The organism is Sphingomonas pruni NBRC 15498, assembly GCF_001598455.1.
GTDB lineage: Bacteria > Pseudomonadota > Alphaproteobacteria > Sphingomonadales > Sphingomonadaceae > Sphingomonas > Sphingomonas pruni.
The window spans coordinates 21,366-39,119 of the sequence record NZ_BCYZ01000002.1; the positions used below are offsets into that span (position 1 = coordinate 21,366).

The 17,754-nt window shown below is 65.3% G+C and carries 18 protein-coding genes; 5 read left to right on the forward strand and 13 right to left on the reverse strand.

The annotated features are described in order from the left end of the window. The first annotated feature begins 36 nt into the window (after positions 1-36). Positions 37-792: a nucleoside triphosphate pyrophosphohydrolase gene (gene mazG, locus SPR01S_RS00340; protein WP_066583271.1), complete on the forward strand. Its 756-nt coding sequence runs from the start codon at positions 37-39 to the stop codon at positions 790-792. A gap of 177 nt (positions 793-969) precedes the next feature. Here mazG and hflX read toward each other — a convergent pair whose 3' ends face one another. The 7 genes from hflX to dusB all read right to left on the reverse strand — a co-directional run bounded on the left by hflX (position 970) and on the right by dusB (position 10,075). Continuing rightward, positions 970-2,256, reverse strand: coding sequence for a GTPase HflX (gene hflX, locus SPR01S_RS00345; RefSeq protein WP_066583274.1), 1,287 nt, complete (start codon positions 2,254-2,256; stop codon positions 970-972). Then, entirely contained in the window at positions 2,253-2,810 is a 558-nt protein-coding gene (gene hfq / locus SPR01S_RS00350) for an RNA chaperone Hfq (RefSeq protein ID WP_084250823.1), read from the reverse strand. Before hfq ends, hflX begins: the two co-directional genes overlap by 4 nt. Positions 2,811-2,908: 98 nt before the next feature. Next, entirely contained in the window at positions 2,909-4,279 is a 1,371-nt protein-coding gene (gene ntrX / locus SPR01S_RS00355) for a nitrogen assimilation response regulator NtrX (protein ID WP_066583279.1), read from the reverse strand. After that, the gene (locus SPR01S_RS00360; RefSeq protein WP_066583719.1) at positions 4,276-6,531 is read right to left on the reverse strand and encodes a sensor histidine kinase NtrY-like; all 2,256 of its coding nucleotides are present in this window, start codon (positions 6,529-6,531) and stop codon (positions 4,276-4,278) included. Before SPR01S_RS00360 ends, ntrX begins: the two co-directional genes overlap by 4 nt. A 79-nt stretch (positions 6,532-6,610) precedes the next feature. Then, entirely contained in the window at positions 6,611-8,047 is a 1,437-nt protein-coding gene (gene ntrC / locus SPR01S_RS00365) for a nitrogen regulation protein NR(I) (protein WP_066583284.1), read from the reverse strand. After that, positions 8,044-9,108 carry a two-component system sensor histidine kinase NtrB gene (locus SPR01S_RS00370; protein ID WP_066583287.1) on the reverse strand — a complete coding sequence of 355 codons (1,065 nt, stop codon included), beginning with the start codon at positions 9,106-9,108 and terminating at the stop codon, positions 8,044-8,046. Before SPR01S_RS00370 ends, ntrC begins: the two co-directional genes overlap by 4 nt. Then, positions 9,077-10,075, reverse strand: coding sequence for a tRNA dihydrouridine synthase DusB (gene dusB, locus SPR01S_RS00375; protein WP_066583289.1), 999 nt, complete (start codon positions 10,073-10,075; stop codon positions 9,077-9,079). Before dusB ends, SPR01S_RS00370 begins: the two co-directional genes overlap by 32 nt. A gap of 78 nt (positions 10,076-10,153) precedes the next feature. Here dusB and SPR01S_RS00380 point away from each other — a divergent pair, with 78 nt between their 5' ends. From SPR01S_RS00380 to SPR01S_RS00390, 3 genes are read left to right on the forward strand one after another with little or no spacing between them, the layout of a single operon-like run. Further along, entirely contained in the window at positions 10,154-11,284 is a 1,131-nt protein-coding gene (locus SPR01S_RS00380; RefSeq protein WP_066583292.1) for a bifunctional 2-C-methyl-D-erythritol 4-phosphate cytidylyltransferase/2-C-methyl-D-erythritol 2,4-cyclodiphosphate synthase, read from the forward strand. Between the two features lie 10 nt (positions 11,285-11,294). Further along, a complete protein-coding gene (locus SPR01S_RS00385) occupies positions 11,295-11,843 on the forward strand; it encodes a hypothetical protein (protein ID WP_066583295.1) in 549 nt (182 codons plus the stop codon). After that, positions 11,840-12,370: a CinA family protein gene (locus SPR01S_RS00390; protein WP_066583296.1), complete on the forward strand. Its 531-nt coding sequence runs from the start codon at positions 11,840-11,842 to the stop codon at positions 12,368-12,370. Before SPR01S_RS00385 ends, SPR01S_RS00390 begins: the two co-directional genes overlap by 4 nt. Here SPR01S_RS00390 and SPR01S_RS00395 read toward each other — a convergent pair. Continuing rightward, entirely contained in the window at positions 12,307-12,789 is a 483-nt protein-coding gene (locus tag SPR01S_RS00395; RefSeq protein WP_066583297.1) for a type II toxin-antitoxin system RatA family toxin, read from the reverse strand. The two genes, SPR01S_RS00390 and SPR01S_RS00395, sit on opposite strands and share 64 nt — an antisense overlap. Positions 12,790-12,944: 155 nt before the next feature. Then, positions 12,945-13,871: a lipoyl synthase gene (gene lipA, locus SPR01S_RS00400; protein WP_066583298.1), complete on the reverse strand. Its 927-nt coding sequence runs from the start codon at positions 13,869-13,871 to the stop codon at positions 12,945-12,947. Between the two features lie 82 nt (positions 13,872-13,953). On the opposite strand from lipA, the gene SPR01S_RS00405 reads away from it, so the two are divergent. Continuing rightward, on the forward strand, positions 13,954-14,583 hold the full coding sequence (locus tag SPR01S_RS00405) for a carbonic anhydrase (RefSeq protein ID WP_066583301.1): 630 nt from the start codon (positions 13,954-13,956) through the stop codon (positions 14,581-14,583). Between the two features lie 3 nt (positions 14,584-14,586). On the opposite strand, the gene SPR01S_RS00410 is transcribed toward SPR01S_RS00405, so the two are convergent. Genes SPR01S_RS00410 through SPR01S_RS00425 form a run of 4 tightly spaced genes read right to left on the reverse strand, consistent with a single transcriptional unit; the run spans position 14,587 to position 17,678 of the window. Beyond that, on the reverse strand, positions 14,587-15,942 hold the full coding sequence (locus tag SPR01S_RS00410; RefSeq protein WP_066583304.1) for an FAD/NAD(P)-binding protein: 1,356 nt from the start codon (positions 15,940-15,942) through the stop codon (positions 14,587-14,589). A 1-nt stretch (position 15,943) separates the two neighbouring features. After that, complete coding sequence (locus SPR01S_RS00415; RefSeq protein ID WP_066583306.1) at positions 15,944-16,210, reverse strand: DUF6356 family protein; 267 nt, start codon at positions 16,208-16,210, stop codon at positions 15,944-15,946. 45 nt (positions 16,211-16,255) lie between these two features. Continuing rightward, the gene (locus tag SPR01S_RS00420; protein ID WP_066583316.1) at positions 16,256-17,029 is read right to left on the reverse strand and encodes a polyphosphate kinase 2 family protein; all 774 of its coding nucleotides are present in this window, start codon (positions 17,027-17,029) and stop codon (positions 16,256-16,258) included. A gap of 43 nt (positions 17,030-17,072) precedes the next feature. Continuing rightward, positions 17,073-17,678, reverse strand: coding sequence for an NAD(P)-dependent oxidoreductase (locus SPR01S_RS00425; RefSeq protein WP_066583318.1), 606 nt, complete (start codon positions 17,676-17,678; stop codon positions 17,073-17,075). Positions 17,679-17,754: the final 76 nt, after the last annotated feature.

Below are 17,754 nucleotides of genomic sequence, written 5' to 3' on the forward strand. Positions count from 1 at the left end.
TCTTGCAGATGGCCGAGCGGGGGGCTCTCCTCTCGCATGAGCAGTGTCGATATCGAGCGTCTGGTTGCGATCATGGCGCGCCTGCGCGATCCGGTCAGTGGCTGCGAATGGGACACGGTCCAGACGTTCGCGACGATCGCGCCGTACACGATCGAAGAAGCCTATGAAGTCGCCGATGCGATCGAGCGCGCCGACATGGCCGACCTCAAGGACGAGCTTGGCGATTTGCTGCTCCAGGTCGTGTTCCACGCGCGTATGGCCGAGGAAGCCGGCGATTTCGCGCTGAACGACGTTATCACGGCGATCTGCGACAAGATGGAACGCCGGCACCCGCATATCTTCGGGGACGCGGCCGAAGGCGGCCATTACCTCTGGGAACAAATCAAGGCCGCGGAGCGGGGGGCCAAAGGGCACGAGAGCGCGCTGGACGGCGTCGCTGCTGGTCTCCCCGCCCTGCTCCGGGCCGAGAAGCTGCAGAAGCGCGCCGCGCGCACCGGCTTCGACTGGCCCGATGCCAGCGGGCCACGTGCCAAGATCGACGAGGAACTGGCCGAAGTCGAAACCGCGGTCAGCGACGCCGAGCGCGAAGAGGAAGTCGGCGACCTGTTGTTCGCCGTGGTCAACTGGGCGCGCAAGCTCGGCGTCGACCCGGAAGCGGCATTGCGTAGCGCGAACGCAAAATTCGAGCGGCGTTTCAAGGCGATGGAAGCCGCGGACGAGAAATTCTCCGAACGCGACCTCGATGAACAGGAAGCGCTGTGGCTGGCAGCAAAGGCCCGCGAGCGCGCCTGAGCGTTCTCAACCCCGCGCTTCCCCGGCACTTTTACGCTTCCCCGGCGAAGGCCGGGGCCCAGTATCGACGACGTGGAGACGGCATTCCGCCATTGAGATCTCATAGTGACTGGGCCCCGGCCTTCGCCGGGGAGGCGTTGGCTCGGTTGCATCGCATCAAGGTTCGGCGCTCAGCGCTCAACGCTGCTGGAAACGCTCGTAGTCGCGCGGCGCCATGCGCACGTCATAGGTCGCGCGATCGCCCTCGACCGCCTGCCCCAGCACTTCGCCATGCTGGTGCAGCCAGGCCGCGCCGGCGCCATCGGCGGCATCGAGCGTGATCGAATAGCGGCGATGTCCGGCGGTCAGCATTGCCGCCACCTCGCGCTTCAGCTCTTCGACCCCTTCCCCGCTCATCGCCGAGATCGCCACCACATCGTCGCGGCGCGCGGCCTCGGCTAGGGCATCTTCGCGCTCGTCGCCTTCGAGCAGGTCGATCTTGTTCCACGCCTCGAACCGCGGCGTGGTGTCGGCGACGCCGATTTCGCGGAGCACTTCCTCGACATCGGCGCGCTGCGCTTCGGTATCGGGATGCGCGATGTCGCGGACATGGATAAGCAGGTCGGCCGAAACCACTTCCTCCAACGTCGCCTTGAACGCCGCGACCAGCTGGGTCGGTAGCTCCGAGACGAAGCCCACCGTGTCCGACAGGATCGCCTTGTCGATTCCCGGCAATTGGATCTGGCGTAAAGTGGGGTCCAGCGTTGCGAACAGCAGGTTTTCCGCCATGACGTCAGCGCCGGTCATGCGATTGAAAAGTGTAGATTTTCCGGCGTTTGTATAGCCGACCAGCGCGATCACCGGCCAAGGTGCGCGTTGGCGGCGTTCGCGGTGCAGTCCGCGCGTGCGGCTGACCTGGTCGAGCTCCTTGCGCAGCCGCGCCATGCGGTCGCGGATCAGGCGGCGGTCGGCCTCGATCTGGGTTTCGCCCGGACCGCCGAGGAAGCCGAAGCCACCGCGCTGGCGTTCGAGGTGTGTCCAGCTGCGCACCAGCCGGCCGGCCTGGTAATCGAGATGCGCCAGTTCGACTTGCAATCGCCCTTCTGCGGTCGCCGCCCGCTCGCCGAAGATTTCGAGGATCAGGCCGGTGCGATCGATCACCTTGCACTCGAGCGCGGTTTCCAGATTGCGCTGCTGCACCGGGGTCAGACTCGCGTCGAACACGACGAGCTGAGCATCCTCCATCCGGACTTGCGCAGCGAGCTGTTCGACCTGCCCCGACCCGATCAGCGTCGCGGGTTTGGGCTGGCGGACGCGATAGGCGATCTTTTCAGCGACCTCGACGCCGATGGCCGCGGCAAGCCCTGCCGTCTCCGCGAGCCGGGCATCGGCATCGCGGCTGGCATTGCCCTGGTCGGGCAACACGACGATCGCCCGTGCTCCACGGGCGAATTCGTCGCGATCGCGTTCAAATCCTGTGGTCAATCTTCGTCAGAACCGTTTGATTCTTCTGCAAGATTCAGCGGTCGCGCCGGCTGAATCGTCGATACGGCATGCTTGTAGACCAATTGCGCCATGCCTTCGCGCTCAAGCAGCATGCAGAACAAGTCGAACGCGGCGATATGGCCCTGGAGCATGACGCCATTGACCAGGAACATGGTCACGCTGTCTTCCGACTTGCGCACCGCATTCAGGAAAATCTCCTGCAGCAGCGGCGACTTTTTCGGATCCGTGCTGATCGCATCGGTGATCGCCGCGATGTCGATCGGGTTGGACGGCATGATCGTCGAGATGGCGTGCTTGTAGATCAGCTGCGACTGGCCGTCGCGGCGCAACAGCACCGAGAAATTGTCAAACCAGGTCACGATGCCCTGGAGCTTGACGCCCTTGACCAGGAACATGGTCACCGGCGTCTTCGATTTGCGGAGAGCGTTCAGGAACAGGTCCTGAAGCGAGGTTTGTTTGTCGGCCATATGGCGATCCTTGGTCTTGGCGGGCCTTGACCCGCATGGCGCCGTTCTCTGGCGTCTGAAGCGCATGCCCACGCGGCGCGCGCGATGTGTTATATAGGTGACCCCCTGCCCCTGCGTCCAGCGCGCTCGCAATGCGCATGTGGGACAGGTCACGGCACCGACTTTTACTCGTCGCGGCTGTCGGTGATCCCCAGCAGCTTGAGTTTGCGGTGCAGCGCCGACCGCTCCATCCCGATGAACGTCGCGGTGCGCGAGATATTGCCCGAAAAACGCCGGATCTGGACCTTGAGATATTCGCGTTCGAACGTCTCTCGCGCTTCACGCAACGGCGCTCCCATCATCGCCGAGGCGCCGGCCCCCTCGCCTGCTCCGCCCAGCACTTCGGCAGGTAACAGGTCGACGTCGATCCGGCCGATGCGGTCGCCGGGCGCCAGGATGATCGTCCGCTCGACGACGTTCCTCAGCTGGCGAACGTTGCCCGGCCATTCGTAGCTTTGCAGCGCCACCATGGCGTCTTCGGCGACTTCGGGCGTGGGGACGCGGCGTTCGGCGGCATAATGCGCGATGAAATGGTCGACGAGGGCGGGAATGTCCTCCCGGCGGTCGGCCAAAGGCGGGATCGCGACCGGGACGACGTTGAGCCGGTAATAGAGATCCTCGCGGAACCGTCCTTCGCCGATTTCGGCCTGGAGGTCGCGCGCGGTCGCCGAAACGACGCGGACGTCGACCTTGACGGTGCGGGTGCCGCCGACCCGGGTGAAGCTCTGGTCGGTCAGCACGCGCAGGATCCGGCCCTGCGTCGCCATCGGCATGTCGGCGATCTCGTCCAGGAACAAGGTTCCACCGTGCGCCTGTTCGAGCAAGCCGGTGCGCACCAGGTCGCCCGCTTCCTCAACCCCGAACAATTCTTCTTCGACCCGCTCGGGGGTCATCCGCGCCGCGCTGACGACGATGAACGGTCCCTGGGTCCGCTGGCTCCAGCTATGGAGCAAGCGCGCGGCGACTTCCTTGCCAACGCCCGCCGATCCCATGATCAGCACACGGCTGCCGGTGCCCGCAACGCGCTTGAGCGTCGCGCGGACCGCGTTGATCGCGGTCGAGGTACCGGTCAGATCGGTATCGCGCCCGGTTGCGGCGCGCAAGGACGCGACTTCCTGACGCAATTGCTCTGTTTCGGTCGCGCGGCCGACCATCAGCAACAGGCGATCGGCGTTGAACGGCTTCTCGATGAAATCGACCGCGCCGCGCCGGATTGCGGCGACGGCGGTGTCGATATTGCCATGGCCGGAAATGACCAGAACCGGGATCGAGGCGTCGCGCCGCTTGATCTCCTCGAGCAATTCCAGTCCGTCGAGCCGCGATCCCTGCAGCCAGACGTCGAGCAGGACGAGGCTCGGCCGGCGCGTCGCGATCGCTTCCAGCGCGGAATCGCTGTCGGCGGCGGCGCGCGTCTCGTAACCTTCGTCCTGCAGGACGCCGGCTACCAGTTCGCGAATGTCTTGCTCGTCGTCGACGACGAGGATGTCCAGGCTCATGATTTTTGTCCGGTACGGGTAAGCATCGCCAGCGCGCCTTCGCCCTTGCTGGTTTCCGCGGGGTCACGATTGTCGTCGAGCAGGGCGTCGAGTTGCAGGGTGTCGAATACGATGGTCACGACCGTTCCGCCGCCCGGGCGGTCGGCAAAGGCGATCGTGCCGCAATGTTCCTCGATGATCTTCTTGACGATAGCCAGGCCCAGGCCGGTGCCGCGGGCGCGCGTCGTCATATACGGTTCGACGATCCGGTCGCGTTCGAGCGGCAGCCCGATGCCGTTATCGGCGATCGTCGCGGTCATCAAACGGTCGCCATGATCGAGCGTGACCTTGATCTCGCCGGGCGGCGCACCCTCGCCGCGCGCCTCGATCGCCTCGACCGCGTTCTTGATGATGTTGGTCAGCGCCTGGCCGATCTGGCGGCGATCGCAGACCAAAGGCGCAGTCTCCGGCGTATCGAGCCGGAAGGTGATGTCGGAATGCGCCACTTCGTGCAGGAACACCGCTTGCCGGGTGAGGTCGATCAGCGATTCGGGCTGGAAAACCGGCTTGGGCATGCGTGCGAAGGACGAGAATTCGTCGACCATCCGGCGCAGGTCGCCGACCTGGCGCACGATCGTGTCGGTCAACTGGGCGAAGACCCCATCCTTCTCGTCGATCGTCTTGCCATAGCGGCGCTGCAGGCGCTCGGCGGCGAGCTGGATCGGGGTCAGCGGATTCTTGATTTCGTGCGCAATACGGCGCGCGACGTCCGACCAGGCGGCGCGGCGCTGATCGAGCAATTGCTGAGTGATGTCGTCGAACGTCAGGACGCGGCCGTCCTCATCGGCGGTGATGCGCACTGCCAGCGTCCGCGGCTCGCCGCCCGTCGTCAATTGCACGATCGATTCGCGGGTATCGCCCTCGAGCAACTCGGCGAGCTCGGGCGCGACATCGGCGAGCTGTGCGCCAACCGCTTGCGTTTCGTCGAGCTTGAGCTGCGCGACCGCCGAGGCGTTGATCAATCGGATCGCGCCCTTGCCATCGACCGAGATCACACCGGCGGAGACTCCCGACATCACCGCCTCGATCAACGCGCGCCGGCTTTCGAGCGCCCCGGTCTGCTCCTGCAGCCTGAAGGTCATGCGGTTGAACGCGTTGGCCAGCGTGCCGACCTCGTCATCCGTCCGCGGGTCGGGCACGCGGACAGTGAGGTCGCCATCGGCGATGCGCCGTGCGGCTGACACCATTTCGCCGACTGGGCGGACTAGGCGATCTGCGACGACCAGCGCGATCCACACCGCGATCCCGACGATCAACAAGGCGACGATGAACAAGGCGGCGTTGAATTGGAGCTGGAGGGCGCGGGCGCGCGCTTGCAATGCCCGGAAATCGGCGACGACATCACCAAAGCGCTGCAACTGCCGGTTGGCACCGCCTCCTTCAGTCACCCGTCCAGCGTAGAGCAAAAGACCGTCAACGCCCGGCACAGGCGCCACCACGCGAATACGATCGCCCTGGACGGTGACGACACTGCGCTTGTCGCGCTGGACCGATGCCACCGCGACGGGATCGATCTGCTTTTCGACGCTGCCATATTCGTCGACCCTGGTCAGGAACTGGATCTGGTTGTTCGCCTCCACCCGGAAGAGCGCGCCTTCAGACAATTGGCGGTTATAGAGCTGCAACGTCAGATAGTTGGTCAGCGTATAACCGTACGCATCGCGCTTGCTCAGTATCGTCTGCGGAGTTGCGCTGCGTAGCCAGTCGGGGGTCCAGTGCGCCGCGATGTCATCGGCCGCCTGCACCGTATTGGCATTCCAATTAGCGAGCGATTGTTCGTATGATTCCTGCGCCAGCGTAGTGGCGTTCTTGAGCACATTGCTGACGCGGTCGGACAGCCAGAACTCGACGCCATATTGGAACATGACCGAGGCGAAGATCACCGCGAGCACCGTGGGTACTGTCGCGATGGTCGAAAACAGCGCCACCAGCCGAACGTGGAGCCGCCCTTCCCCGCCCGTTCCGGATTTAGCGACGCGGCTCTTCGCCAGGCGGCGGCCGAGCAGCATGATCAGCGCGACGCAGGGGCCGAGATTGACCACCAGCAACAACGCGACGAGCGGCGGCGTCAGCAAGCGCTGCGGCGCGGCGCCGGCGCGCACGACGAAATAGGTAGCGACGCCGACCGCGATCGCCAGCACGAGCACGGTCAGCTCGAAGGCTGGGGTAATTCGGGGACGCCCGTCCCAGAAACGCCGGGGCGCGGCCAACATGCTCTCGCCACTCATCGTTGCAGGAATACAACGACTACGTGGCAAGGAAAACACATATTTGACGTCAAACCGTCGTGGATCAGCCCCCGTCCGCCGTGCCGCCCGGTTCTATACCCAAAGTGTCGAGGCGTTTGCGCAGCGTATTGCGGTTGATCCCCATCGCACGCGCGGCGCGCAATTGGTTGCCGCCATGGCGCGCCAGCATTGCCTCGATCAGCGGCCGTTCGACCTCGGCGATGATCCGCTCGTAGAGCGTGCCATCGTCGAGCGCGCGCGGATCTTCGCGCGCGATGCGGTCGAGCCGCGCGCGCACCGCTGAATCGAGATCCGGAGCATTGGTCGGCTGCGTGGCCGACGGCATGCCGAGCACGCTGCCCAATTCGCCCGCCCCGATCACCTCGTCGCGGCTCAGCACGGCCAGCCGACGCATGATGTTTTCGAGCTCGCGGACATTGCCCGGCCAGTCATGCGCCTCGAGCGCGACCACCGCCGCCTCATCGAGACGCTTGCGCGGCAGGCCGTTCTCGGCGGCGCGGTCGAGGAAGTGACGCGCGAGCAAGGCAATGTCCTGACGCCGTTCGCGTAATGCTGGAAGAGTGACCGGTACAACGTTGAGACGATAGAATAGATCTTCGCGAAACTGCCCAGACTGGACCAGCGCGCTGAGATCGCGGTTGGTGGCCGCGACGATGCGCACGTCGGCCTTGATCGTGCGGGCGCCGCCGACCGTGGTGAACTCGCCCGATTGCAGCACGCGCAACAGCCGCGTCTGCGCCTCGAGCGGCATGTCGCCGATTTCGTCCAGGAACAACGTGCCTCCGGCGGCCTGCTCGAACCGGCCAGCCGATCGCGCCTGCGCGCCGGTAAAGGCGCCGCGTTCATGGCCGAACAATTCCGCCTCGATCAGCTCGCGCGGGATCGCCGCCATATTGATCGCGAGGAACGGCGCGTGCGCGCGACGACCGAGATCGTGGATGGCGCGGGCGACCAGTTCCTTGCCGGTCCCCGACTCGCCCGAGATCAGCACGGTGAGGTCGTTCGAGATCACCCGCGCGATGACGCGATAGACGTCCTGCATCGCCGGCGACCGGCCGATCAGCGGTAAGGCGCGATCGGCGTCTTCGAGCTTTTCCGCGGCGCCCCCGCCCTGGCGCCCCAAGGCACCGTCCACCGCGCGGGTCAAATCATCGAGATCGAACGGCTTGGGCAGGTAATCATAGGCGCCGACCTCGGTCGCGCGCACCGCGGTCGTCAGCGTATTCTGCGCCGACAGCACAATCACGGGAAGCTGCGGATAGGTCTGGACCAGGCCGGCTACCATATCCAGGCCGTTGCCGTCGGGCAGGACGACATCGCTCACCACCACGTCGGGCATCGCGGTACGCAATTCGCGGTTGAACTCGGCCAGGCTGGCGGCGGTCGTGACGCGATGCCCGGCGCGGCGCAAAGCGTGCGCGACCACCGTGCGGATCGCTGCATCGTCGTCGAGGACCAGGATGTTGCCCGATCGGCTCATTGCGCGCGCGCCAGCAGGATACGGAAGATGGTCATCTCTGGCGCTCCCTCGCGCGAATATTGCACGACGCCGCCCATATCGCGCACCAATTTGTCGACCAGAGCGAGGCCAAGCCCCTGCCCTTCGGGTTTGCTCGACACGAACGGGCTGAACAGGTGGTCGGCGATGTCGGCGGGCGCTCCGGGGCCGTTGTCGATCACGCACAACTCGATCGGCAGGCCGCGTCGCGGCTGGCCGGGTCCGGCATCGACCGCCAGGCCGTGGCGGTAAGCGGTCGAGATCAGGATGCGGGGCTTCTTGACGTCATCGAGCGCTTCGGCGGCGTTTTTCAACAAGTTGATGATGATCTGCAGCAGCGCGTCATTATCGGCGAGAACCGGGGGCAGCGACGGATCGAAACTCTCCTCGATCGTGATGTCGCGCGCGAAGCCGGTCTGGGCGACGCGGCGCGCATGATCGAGCAGCGGGTAGATATTGGTCGGCTGCGGATTGACCTGGCGCCCGGTGAAATCCTGCATCTTGTCGATCAGCGCGGCGATGCGGTCGACTTCCGTGGTGATCAGCGTGGTGAGTTCGGCGCCGGCGCCTTCCGCCGCGAGCAATTGCGCCGCGCCGCGTATGCCCGAAAGCGGGTTCTTGATCTCGTGACCGAGCATCGCTGCCGCGCCGATCACCGCGCGCGCGCCGCCACGTTCGGCGGACTGGCCGACCTTACGCGTGCCGCTGATCGCGTGGAGCGCGATCGCTCGCCATCCATCATGGTCGGCGACCGGCGTCTCGTAATAGTCGACGCGCAGCCGGCCGGTACGTTCGGTACCAATATCGAAATCGAATGCCGACACCGCGCGTCCATCTCCTGCCCCTGGCGGCGGCGCCAGCACGTCGGCGAGCGGCAAGCCGCGCATCGCGCGCTCCGACAGGTTGAGCAGCAATTCGCATTCGCCATTGGCATTGCGCACCAGCCCTTCCGGATCAACCACGAGAATGGCGATCGGCAGTCCGGCGAAAAGCTCGGCGAAATTGGGTGCCTCAGGCAGCTGCGCGGGCTCGCCAGGGCGCATAGAAATCGGCCAGCATCGCCTTGACGCGATTGGCGTCAGGCTCCTGGTTCACCTTGTTGCGGAACTCGGCCGAGCCTGGCAGACCCTTGGTGTACCAGCCGACATGCTTGCGCATCATGTTGACCCCGGTCTCGGCTCCATAATGGCTGAGCATTTCCTCATAATGCCCTGCGATTACCTCGTATTGTTCGTCGATCGAAGGGTCGGCGACGGTCCGGCCTTGCTGCAGATACGCCATCACCTGGGCGAGAAGCCAAGGCTTGCCGTACGAACCGCGCCCGATCATCACGCCGTCAGCGCCCGATTGGTCGAGCGCCGTCACCGCGTCCTCGGCCGAGCAGATGTCGCCATTGACGATGACCGGCACCGTCACGGCCTCTTTGACCGAACGGACGAATGCCCAATCGGCCTCGCCCCTGTACATCTGGTTCCGCGTCCGCCCGTGAACGGTGACCATCCGCACCCCGAGATCCTCGGCGATCCGCGCCAGCTCGGGGGCATTGAGACTGGCATGATCCCAGCCCATCCGCATCTTGAGCGTGACCGGTGCCTTTACCGCCTTGACGCAGGCTTCGACGATCGCACTGGCGAGCTTGAGGTCGCGCATCAGCGCCGATCCGGCGTCGCCATTGGTCACTTTGCGGACCGGGCAGCCCATGTTGATGTCGATGATTGCCGCACCCTTGTCCTCGGCGAGCTTGGCGGCCTCCCCCATCTCATAGGGTGTACAGCCGACCAGCTGCATCGACACCGGGTCCTCGCTCGGGTCCCACATCGCCTTCTGGATCGACTGGCGCGTCTCGCGGATCGCCGCCTGGCTGGCGATCATCTCGGTCACGTTGAGGCCCGAGCCGAAACGCCGCACGAGGCGACGAAACGGCAGGTCGCTCACACCCGTCATGGGCGCGAGGATCACCGGGGTCTCGATCCGGACCGGACCGACCTGGATGGGCGCGAGCTTGGTCATGTGCTTAAAAATCAGGCAGCGCATAGCCGGACGCGATGATGCTGGCAAGGCCGGGCGCGCTGCGCTAGGCGCGCGGCCATGTCCGCCGAAACCATTGCCCTTATCGTTGCCGCAGGAAAAGGCGAGCGGGTCGGCGGCGATACGCCCAAGCAATTCCTGCCCCTCGCCGGCCTATCGCTGGTCGAGCATAGCCGGCGCGCGCTGGCCGCGCATCCGGGGATCGATCGTGTCGTCACCGTGGTTGCGGCCGGCAATGAGCGATTTGTCCAAGGGGAGACGGCAATCGGCGGCGCGACGCGGCGCGAGTCGGTGCTGAACGGGCTCGAGGCGATCGGCGGGGCACGGCGCGTCTTGATCCATGATGCCGCACGTCCGATCGTGCCGGCGGCGGTGATCGACCGGTTGCTGACGGCACTGGATAGCGCCAAGGGCGCAGTTCCTACCCTCCCCGTCGCCGATACGCTCGCCGGCAAGGGCGCCGGCAAGGGCGATAGTCTCGGTAACACGGTCGATCGTTCAGCGCTGGTGCGCGTGCAGACGCCACAAGCGTTCGATTATGCCGCCATCTTGGCCGCGCATCGCGCCTGGCCAGTCGGCGAAGAAGCGACCGACGACGCGCAGATACTGCGCCGCGCGGGCCATGACGTCGCGAGGGTCGATGGCGACCCTCTGCTCGAAAAGATCACTTATCCCGGCGACATCGCGCTCGCCGAAGCCCGGCTGGGAGCGAATATGCGTGTCAGGACAGCAACCGGATACGATGTCCACCGCCTCGTGGCCGGCGAGCAATTGTGGCTGGGCGGCGTGCTGATCCCGCATGACAAGGGATTGTCGGGACATAGCGACGCCGATGTCGCGCTCCATGCGATCACCGATGCCGTGCTGGGCACGATCGCCGCCGGCGATATCGGCCAGCATTTCCCGCCGAGCGATCCGCGATGGAAAGGCGCCGAGTCGGGGCAATTTCTCGAACACGCCGCCTCGCTGGTCGTGGCTAAGGGCGGCATGATCGATTTCGTCGATCTGACGATTATTTGCGAGGCGCCCAAGATCGGCCCATATCGAGACGCGATCCGCGATCGCGTCGCGGCGCTGTTGCGGGTGTCGCGCGACCAGATTAGCGTCAAGGCGACGACGACGGAGCGGCTTGGATTTACCGGTCGTGGTGAGGGGATTGCCGCTCAGGCGGTGGTGACCATCAGGATTTAAGGGACAGGCAATGAAGACGTTGGCGGGCGCGGCTATCGCGCTGTGGATGGGTATGGCGGCGACGACTGCGCAGGCGGCGGCCGAGGCGCAACCGTGCCTGACCGAGGCGGAGGCGCAGTCGCTGATCACCGCGGTGCTGCCGGATGTATTCCAGCAGGTCGGCCGGACCTGCAGCAACGCCCTACCCGAGAACGCGACTTTGCGTGGCGGCCTGCCGCCGCTGGTGGCGCGCTACCAGGCGCCGGCTGATCTCGCCTGGCCGCAGGCGATGGCGGCGTTCGGCAAGATCGGCGGCAAGGACATGGCGGGGGTCGACCCCAGATTGCTGCGTCCGATGATGGGGCCGATGATCGCCGGCGCGATCGCCCAGGACATCAAACCGCGGGATTGCGCGACGATCGACCGCGCGATCAGCCTGATGTCGCCGCTGCCGCCTTCAAATACCGCCGGTTTGATCGTGCTGTTGGCGTCGGTCGCCGGAGGCAAGGACAAGAAGGACAGCCCGTTCGAGATCTGTCCGAGCCCAACTGCTACGGCCTCGGCAACGGCGCGCCCGTGAGCATCGACACCGTCCTGCCCGCCGAGCTCGTTACCCTCGCGCGCAAGGTCGTCGAGGCCAACAAGGCGATCGGCCGAAAATTCGCGCTGGCGGAAAGCTGTACCGGCGGTCTCGTCGCTGCGGCGATCACCGAGATTCCCGGGTCATCGGAAGTTCTGCTCGGCGGATTCGTGACTTATTCGAACGAGTCGAAGGTCGACCTGCTGCGTGTCAGCCACGATGTGCTCGACACGTTCGGCGCTGTGTCGATCGCGACCGCCTGGTCGATGGCGCAAGGCGCATTGGAAGCGACCAACGCCGACCTAGCGGTGGCGATCACGGGAATTGCCGGCCCGGGCGGCGGAAGCGAAAAGAAGCCGGTCGGAACCGTGGTGTTCGCACGCGCCGAGCGCGATGCCGATCCGTCGGATGTCGTCGCAGACCGCAAGGATTTCGGCGATCTGGGTCGCGGTGGCGTCAGGCTTCAGGCGGCGCTGGTCGCGCTCGAATTGCTGCTGCCGCGCGGATCGGACGTCCCGGCGCCGTAAAGCTGGGCCGCGCGCGTCTCGAACGCGCCGGTCATTCGGGTCAGCGCCGTCGAGAAGACTTGGCCTGCGAGCATTTCGAACACCCGATTGCGAAATGCGAAGTCGACCGCGAAATCGACCTCACACCCGCCCGGAGCGGGGCGGAAATGCCAGTCGTTGCTGAGATATTTGAGCGGCCCGTCGATATAATCGACATGAATCATGGTTGGACGCTCCTTCTTCACCTTGGAGGTGAAGGTCTCGCGCAGCCCTTTGAACCCGACGATCAAGTCCGCGACCATCTCGGTCGGCGTGTCGCTACGCAACCTGACCGCGCTGACCCAGGGCAGGAATTCCGCATAGCGCCCGACATCGGCCACCAGGTCGAACATCTGTTCGCCCGTATAGGGAAGAAAGCGGGTCTCGGTATGGCGAGGCATATCAAATCCTCCCTACGCGAAGCGTGGGGAGGGGGACCGACCGCGGAGCGGGCGGTGGAGGGGCCGCAGCCGCGCAGCGGCGAGGACGGGAATATTCCCCACCACCATTTGCTTACGCAAATGGTCCCCCTCCCCATCTGCGATGGGGAGGATTGTCATTGGGCGCCCCTGGAAAGCCTCAAGTCTCGGGCCGCCTTCATCTTCGCGAAATCGTCGCCGGCGTGATAGCTCGACCGCGTCAGTGGCGACGAGGCGACCAACAGAAACCCCTTGGCGCGCGCGATCGCGGCATAGGCGTCGAACGCCTGGGGCGTGACGAAATCCATCACCTTGGTGTGACGCGGGGTCGGCTGGAGATATTGGCCCATGGTCAGGAAATCGACATCGGCCGAACGCATGTCGTCCATCACCTGATGAACCTCGAGCCTTTCTTCGCCCAGACCGAGCATGACGCCCGATTTGGTAAAGATCGACGGATCGAGCTTCTTGACCGACTCGAGCAACCGCAGCGACGCATAGTAACGCGCGCCGGGACGGATCGTCGGGTAGAGCCGCGGGACGGTTTCCAGATTGTGGTTGTAGACGTCGGGACGGGCTGCGACGATCGCCTCGACCGCCGCCTCGTGCTTGTTGCGGAAATCGGGAGTCAGGATTTCGATCGTGGTGGTCGGATTGGCCTTGCGGATCGCCTCGATCACCCGGACGAACTGCCTGGCGCCGCCATCAGGAAGATCGTCGCGGTCGACCGAGGTCACCACGATATGCTGCAACCCCATCTGCGCCGCCGCATCGGCGACATTCTGCGGCTCCATCGGATCGACCGCGCGCGGCATACCGGTCTTGACGTTGCAAAAGGCGCAGGCGCGCGTGCAGGTATCGCCCAGGATCATCACCGTGGCGTGCTTCTTCGACCAGCATTCGCCGATATTCGGACAGGCCGCTTCCTCGCACACCGTCGTCAGGCTCTTCGCGCGCATCAGCGCACGAGTCTCGGCGAAACCGGCCGAAGTCGGCGCCTTGACGCGGATCCAATCGGGCTTGCGCTGGCGCGGCTCGCGCGCGACGGAGGTGATCTCGTTCATAACCGCGCAGATAGCGATGCCGGGGCGTGCTTGCCACCCCTGACAGTTGCGTCGATCGCGCAGGATTGGCAGAGGCGACGGCATGACCGACTTCAATGACTTGATCGACGGCTATCGCCGCTTCCGCACCAGCGAATATCGCCGTCATCGCGACCGCTGGGAGGAATTGAGTGAAGGCCAGAGCCCGCGGGTCATGGTCATCGCCTGCTCGGACAGCCGAGTCGATCCGGCGCAGATTTTCGACACCGTGCCGGGCGAGATATTCGCCGTGCGCAACATCGCCAATCTCGTTCCGCCGTTCGAACTTGGCGGCGGCAGGCACGGCGTGTCGGCGGCGCTGGAATTCGCGGTGACGCAGCTCGAGGTGCCCGAGGTGGTTGTGCTCGGCCATGGCTCATGCGGCGGCGTTGCGGCGTCGCTGTCGAAGCGGTTCCATGGCGCCCCTCCGGGCGAGGGCGGGTTCATCGATCATTGGGTCGACATGCTCGACGAAGCGCGCGACCGCATCGTTTCTGAATATGGTACGGGCCCGGAGGCGGTCCGCGCGCTCGAACTCGAAACAGTGCGAGTATCGCTGCGCAACCTGCGGACGTTCCCGTGCATTCCCGAGCGCGAGGCAGCGGGCACGCTCAAACTGCGCGGAGCCTATTTCGCGATCGCCGACGGCGTGCTCCACGTCATGGACGACGACGGCAATTTCGCGCCGGCGTAGTTCCTAAAGCCCTTCCCAACCGACCCATTGCGCATTGGACAGGCGTCGCGCGAGGTTCCAGGTTTGCTGCCTGATGTCGGGCACCGCGACGATTTCCCAGAAAGCGCCGCGAGTCATCGGACCGAGCGCGTAGAGCCAGTCGTTGCTGGTGCCGTCGGCGGCGATCGTTTGCGCGCGCGAATCGACGTCGAGGCCGAGATGCGCCGGATCGGGCCGGATCACGCCGCGCTGGTACAATGCGGCGAGCAACGGCTCGGTGGTGCGCGTCAGGTCGCCTTGCGGACCGGTGCAGTTGATGATGCGCTGTGCGGACAGCGCTTCGGGCGAGTCGCTGCCGCGCCGTCGCCAGGTCACGGTGATGCCGCTTTTATCCTCGCCCGCCGAGATCGTCTTGCCCGCGACGATCTCCAGCTGCCCGCGCGCCTGCATCGCGGCGAGGCGATCGGCGACGCTCGGCGCCAGGCGGTGGCGATGCACGTCCCACCAGGGGCGAAGATGGCGGAGGAAACGCGCGCGGTCGGCATCGCTGCCATTCGCCCACATCGCCTGCGTATAAGGACGCAACTCGTCGACCGCGTTGCGCCATCCGATCGTTTCGCCGCGCTGCCGAACCATGCGGACCAGTTCGGACGGTGGCGCAATCGGACGCTCGGCGAGCTTGGGAACCATCGGGCCGGGCGAATCGTGACGATGGGGCACCAGCCCGCGCCGTGAGAGCGCGACGACCCGCCCCTTGAACCCGCTAGAATCGAGCAGCAGAGCGATGTCGACCATCGTCAGCCCGGTACCGATCAACAGTACAGTGTCGTCGTCGCCGAGCCCGAGCGGAACGCTGCGGTCCCACGGATCGCTCTTGTAGCGCTCGTCGGACAGGCCGGCATCGGCAAAGCCCGGCGGGTCGTGCGGCGGCAGGTTGCCGACGGCGAGCACTGCGGTGTCGGCCTCGATCGTCGCGCCATCGGCCAGCGAAACGCGCGCACCGTCGCCCGATCGCACCACGTCGGTGACATCGCCATGCACGACCTTCAGCCGGCCGCCGCAACTCGCCAGCGCCTTTGCCAGCAGGTCGCGCAGATAGGCGCCGTAGGTGACGCGCTGGACGAAGGTCGCGCCCGCATCGCCCTCGCCATGCTCGGCGAGCCAGCGGACGAAATGATCGGGATCGTCGGGCAGCGCGCTCATATTGGCGGCGCGGACGTTGAGCACATGGCCGGGATAGGCCGCGCCATAGGCAAGCCCCTCGCCCGGCACCGGCGCGCGTTCGATCAGCGTTGCGCTGGGACCGTCGTGGCGGAGCAGGTTGATCGCCTGCAACGTGCCCGAAAAGCCCGCGCCGACAATGGCGACGTGGCGGATCATGTCAGATCTCGTATTCGAGCTGCCAATCGGGCTCGGTGAAGGCCGGCCGCCGTTGTTGATAGGCGGGCTGGCGCGACTTCATGCGGCCGTAAAGCGCCTTGACGGTGTTGCTCGCGGTGCGGGTGAACAGCGCCGGCACGATGCCATGGACGAGGCAGGCGCAGCCGCCCCCGATCATGCGCATCCCGAAGCCGAAGGCGGTGGCGGCGTGCTCGGCATAGGATTCGCCGATGCTGCGCGGGTGGCTCAGGAAGATGCGGTCGAGCATGATGCCATCGTAGCGCCAGTGCGATGCCGCGTGAACCGGCTGATTTCAGATCCCCAGCGCCTTGCGTGCGAGCTTCTCCAGTTTCGGATCGAGCGGCGGCGGGTCCATCGGAACATGCGCTTCCAGCCGATCGGCGATCGCGTTGAGCGCGGCGATGCGTGCGGATTCCTTATTGTTGCCGTCGATCACCATCCACGGTCCCCAGCGGGTATCGGTGCGTCGAAACATTTCCGCCATCGCGTCGAGATAATCGCTGCGCCGTTCGCGATTGCGGTAATCCTCGAAGCCGGTCTTCCAGCGTTTCCAGGGATGTTCGAGCCGCCCTTTCAAGCGTTCGTCCTGTTCCTCCTGGGTGACATGGATGAACAGTTTGACGATCGTGGTACCCGAATCGCTCTGCTGCGCCTCGAACTCGTTGATCTCGTCATAGCCGCGACGCCATTCGGCCTCGCTGGCGAAATTCTCGACGCGTTCGACCAGAACGCGCCCATACCAGCTACGGTCGAACACCGCGATGTTGCCGTTGGCCGGAAGCTTGTTCCAGAACCGCCACAGGAAATGCCGGGCCAGCTCTTGCGGGCTTGGCGCCTTGATCGGCCACACCTGGAAATTGCGCGGGTCCCATTCCGCCGTCAGGCGCTGGATAATCCCGCCCTTCCCCGCCGCATCCCAGCCTTCGAACAACACGAGCGCGCGCCGTTTGTGCAGGATGTGCGCGACCTGGACATGTGCCAGCCGCTTCTGCACCTTGGCGAGATCTCCGGCATAGTCGCCGGGATACTTCTCGCCTTTCTCGTAATCCTTGAGGTCGATCGTCATGCGGCCGTTCTAGCCTTGCCGGACCGCCGACGTCGAGCGGCGTTCAGGAAGCGATGGTGAAGCGCTCGCGATGATGTCGCGGCGTCTCGATTTCGTCCGCCATGGCGATGGCATAATCGGCGAAACTGATGAAGCTGTTACCGTCCTTGTCGGTCAACAGATCATCCTTGCCGGTGCGGTACGCTCCCGTCCGCGGGCCGGTGTCGAACACCATTGCGGGCGAGAGGAACGTCCAATCGAGACCCTCGCTGGCAGTGAGCGCATCGAGGAATGCGATCCCCGCACCCGCCTCGGCACGATACGCGTCCGGAAAATGGGGTGAGTCGAACAGGCGCTTGCCGTCGCCTGTTTTCAGACTGGCCGCGCCACCGACGACGAGGAAACGCGGAACGCCCGACGCCCTGACGGCAGCGGTCAGCGCCGGCGCATCGGTATCAGCGAAACGCATCGCACTGACGACCGCATCGTGGCCTCGCAAAGCCGTGGTCAAGGCAGCAGTATCGCGGGCATCGAGCGCCAAGGGCGTGACGTGGCCAGCGGACGGGCCAGGCTTTCGGGAGATCGCCAGTACGTCATGGCCACGTCGTGCGAGTTCCGCGACGATCTCCGACCCTGCCCTGCCCGTCGCTCCCAGTATCGCGATCTTCATCGCCTGATCTCCGCATTCTGCCAGAACGCCATTCTAGGATGCGAATGACAGAGCGTAAGGCGCCTGCTGGAAACGC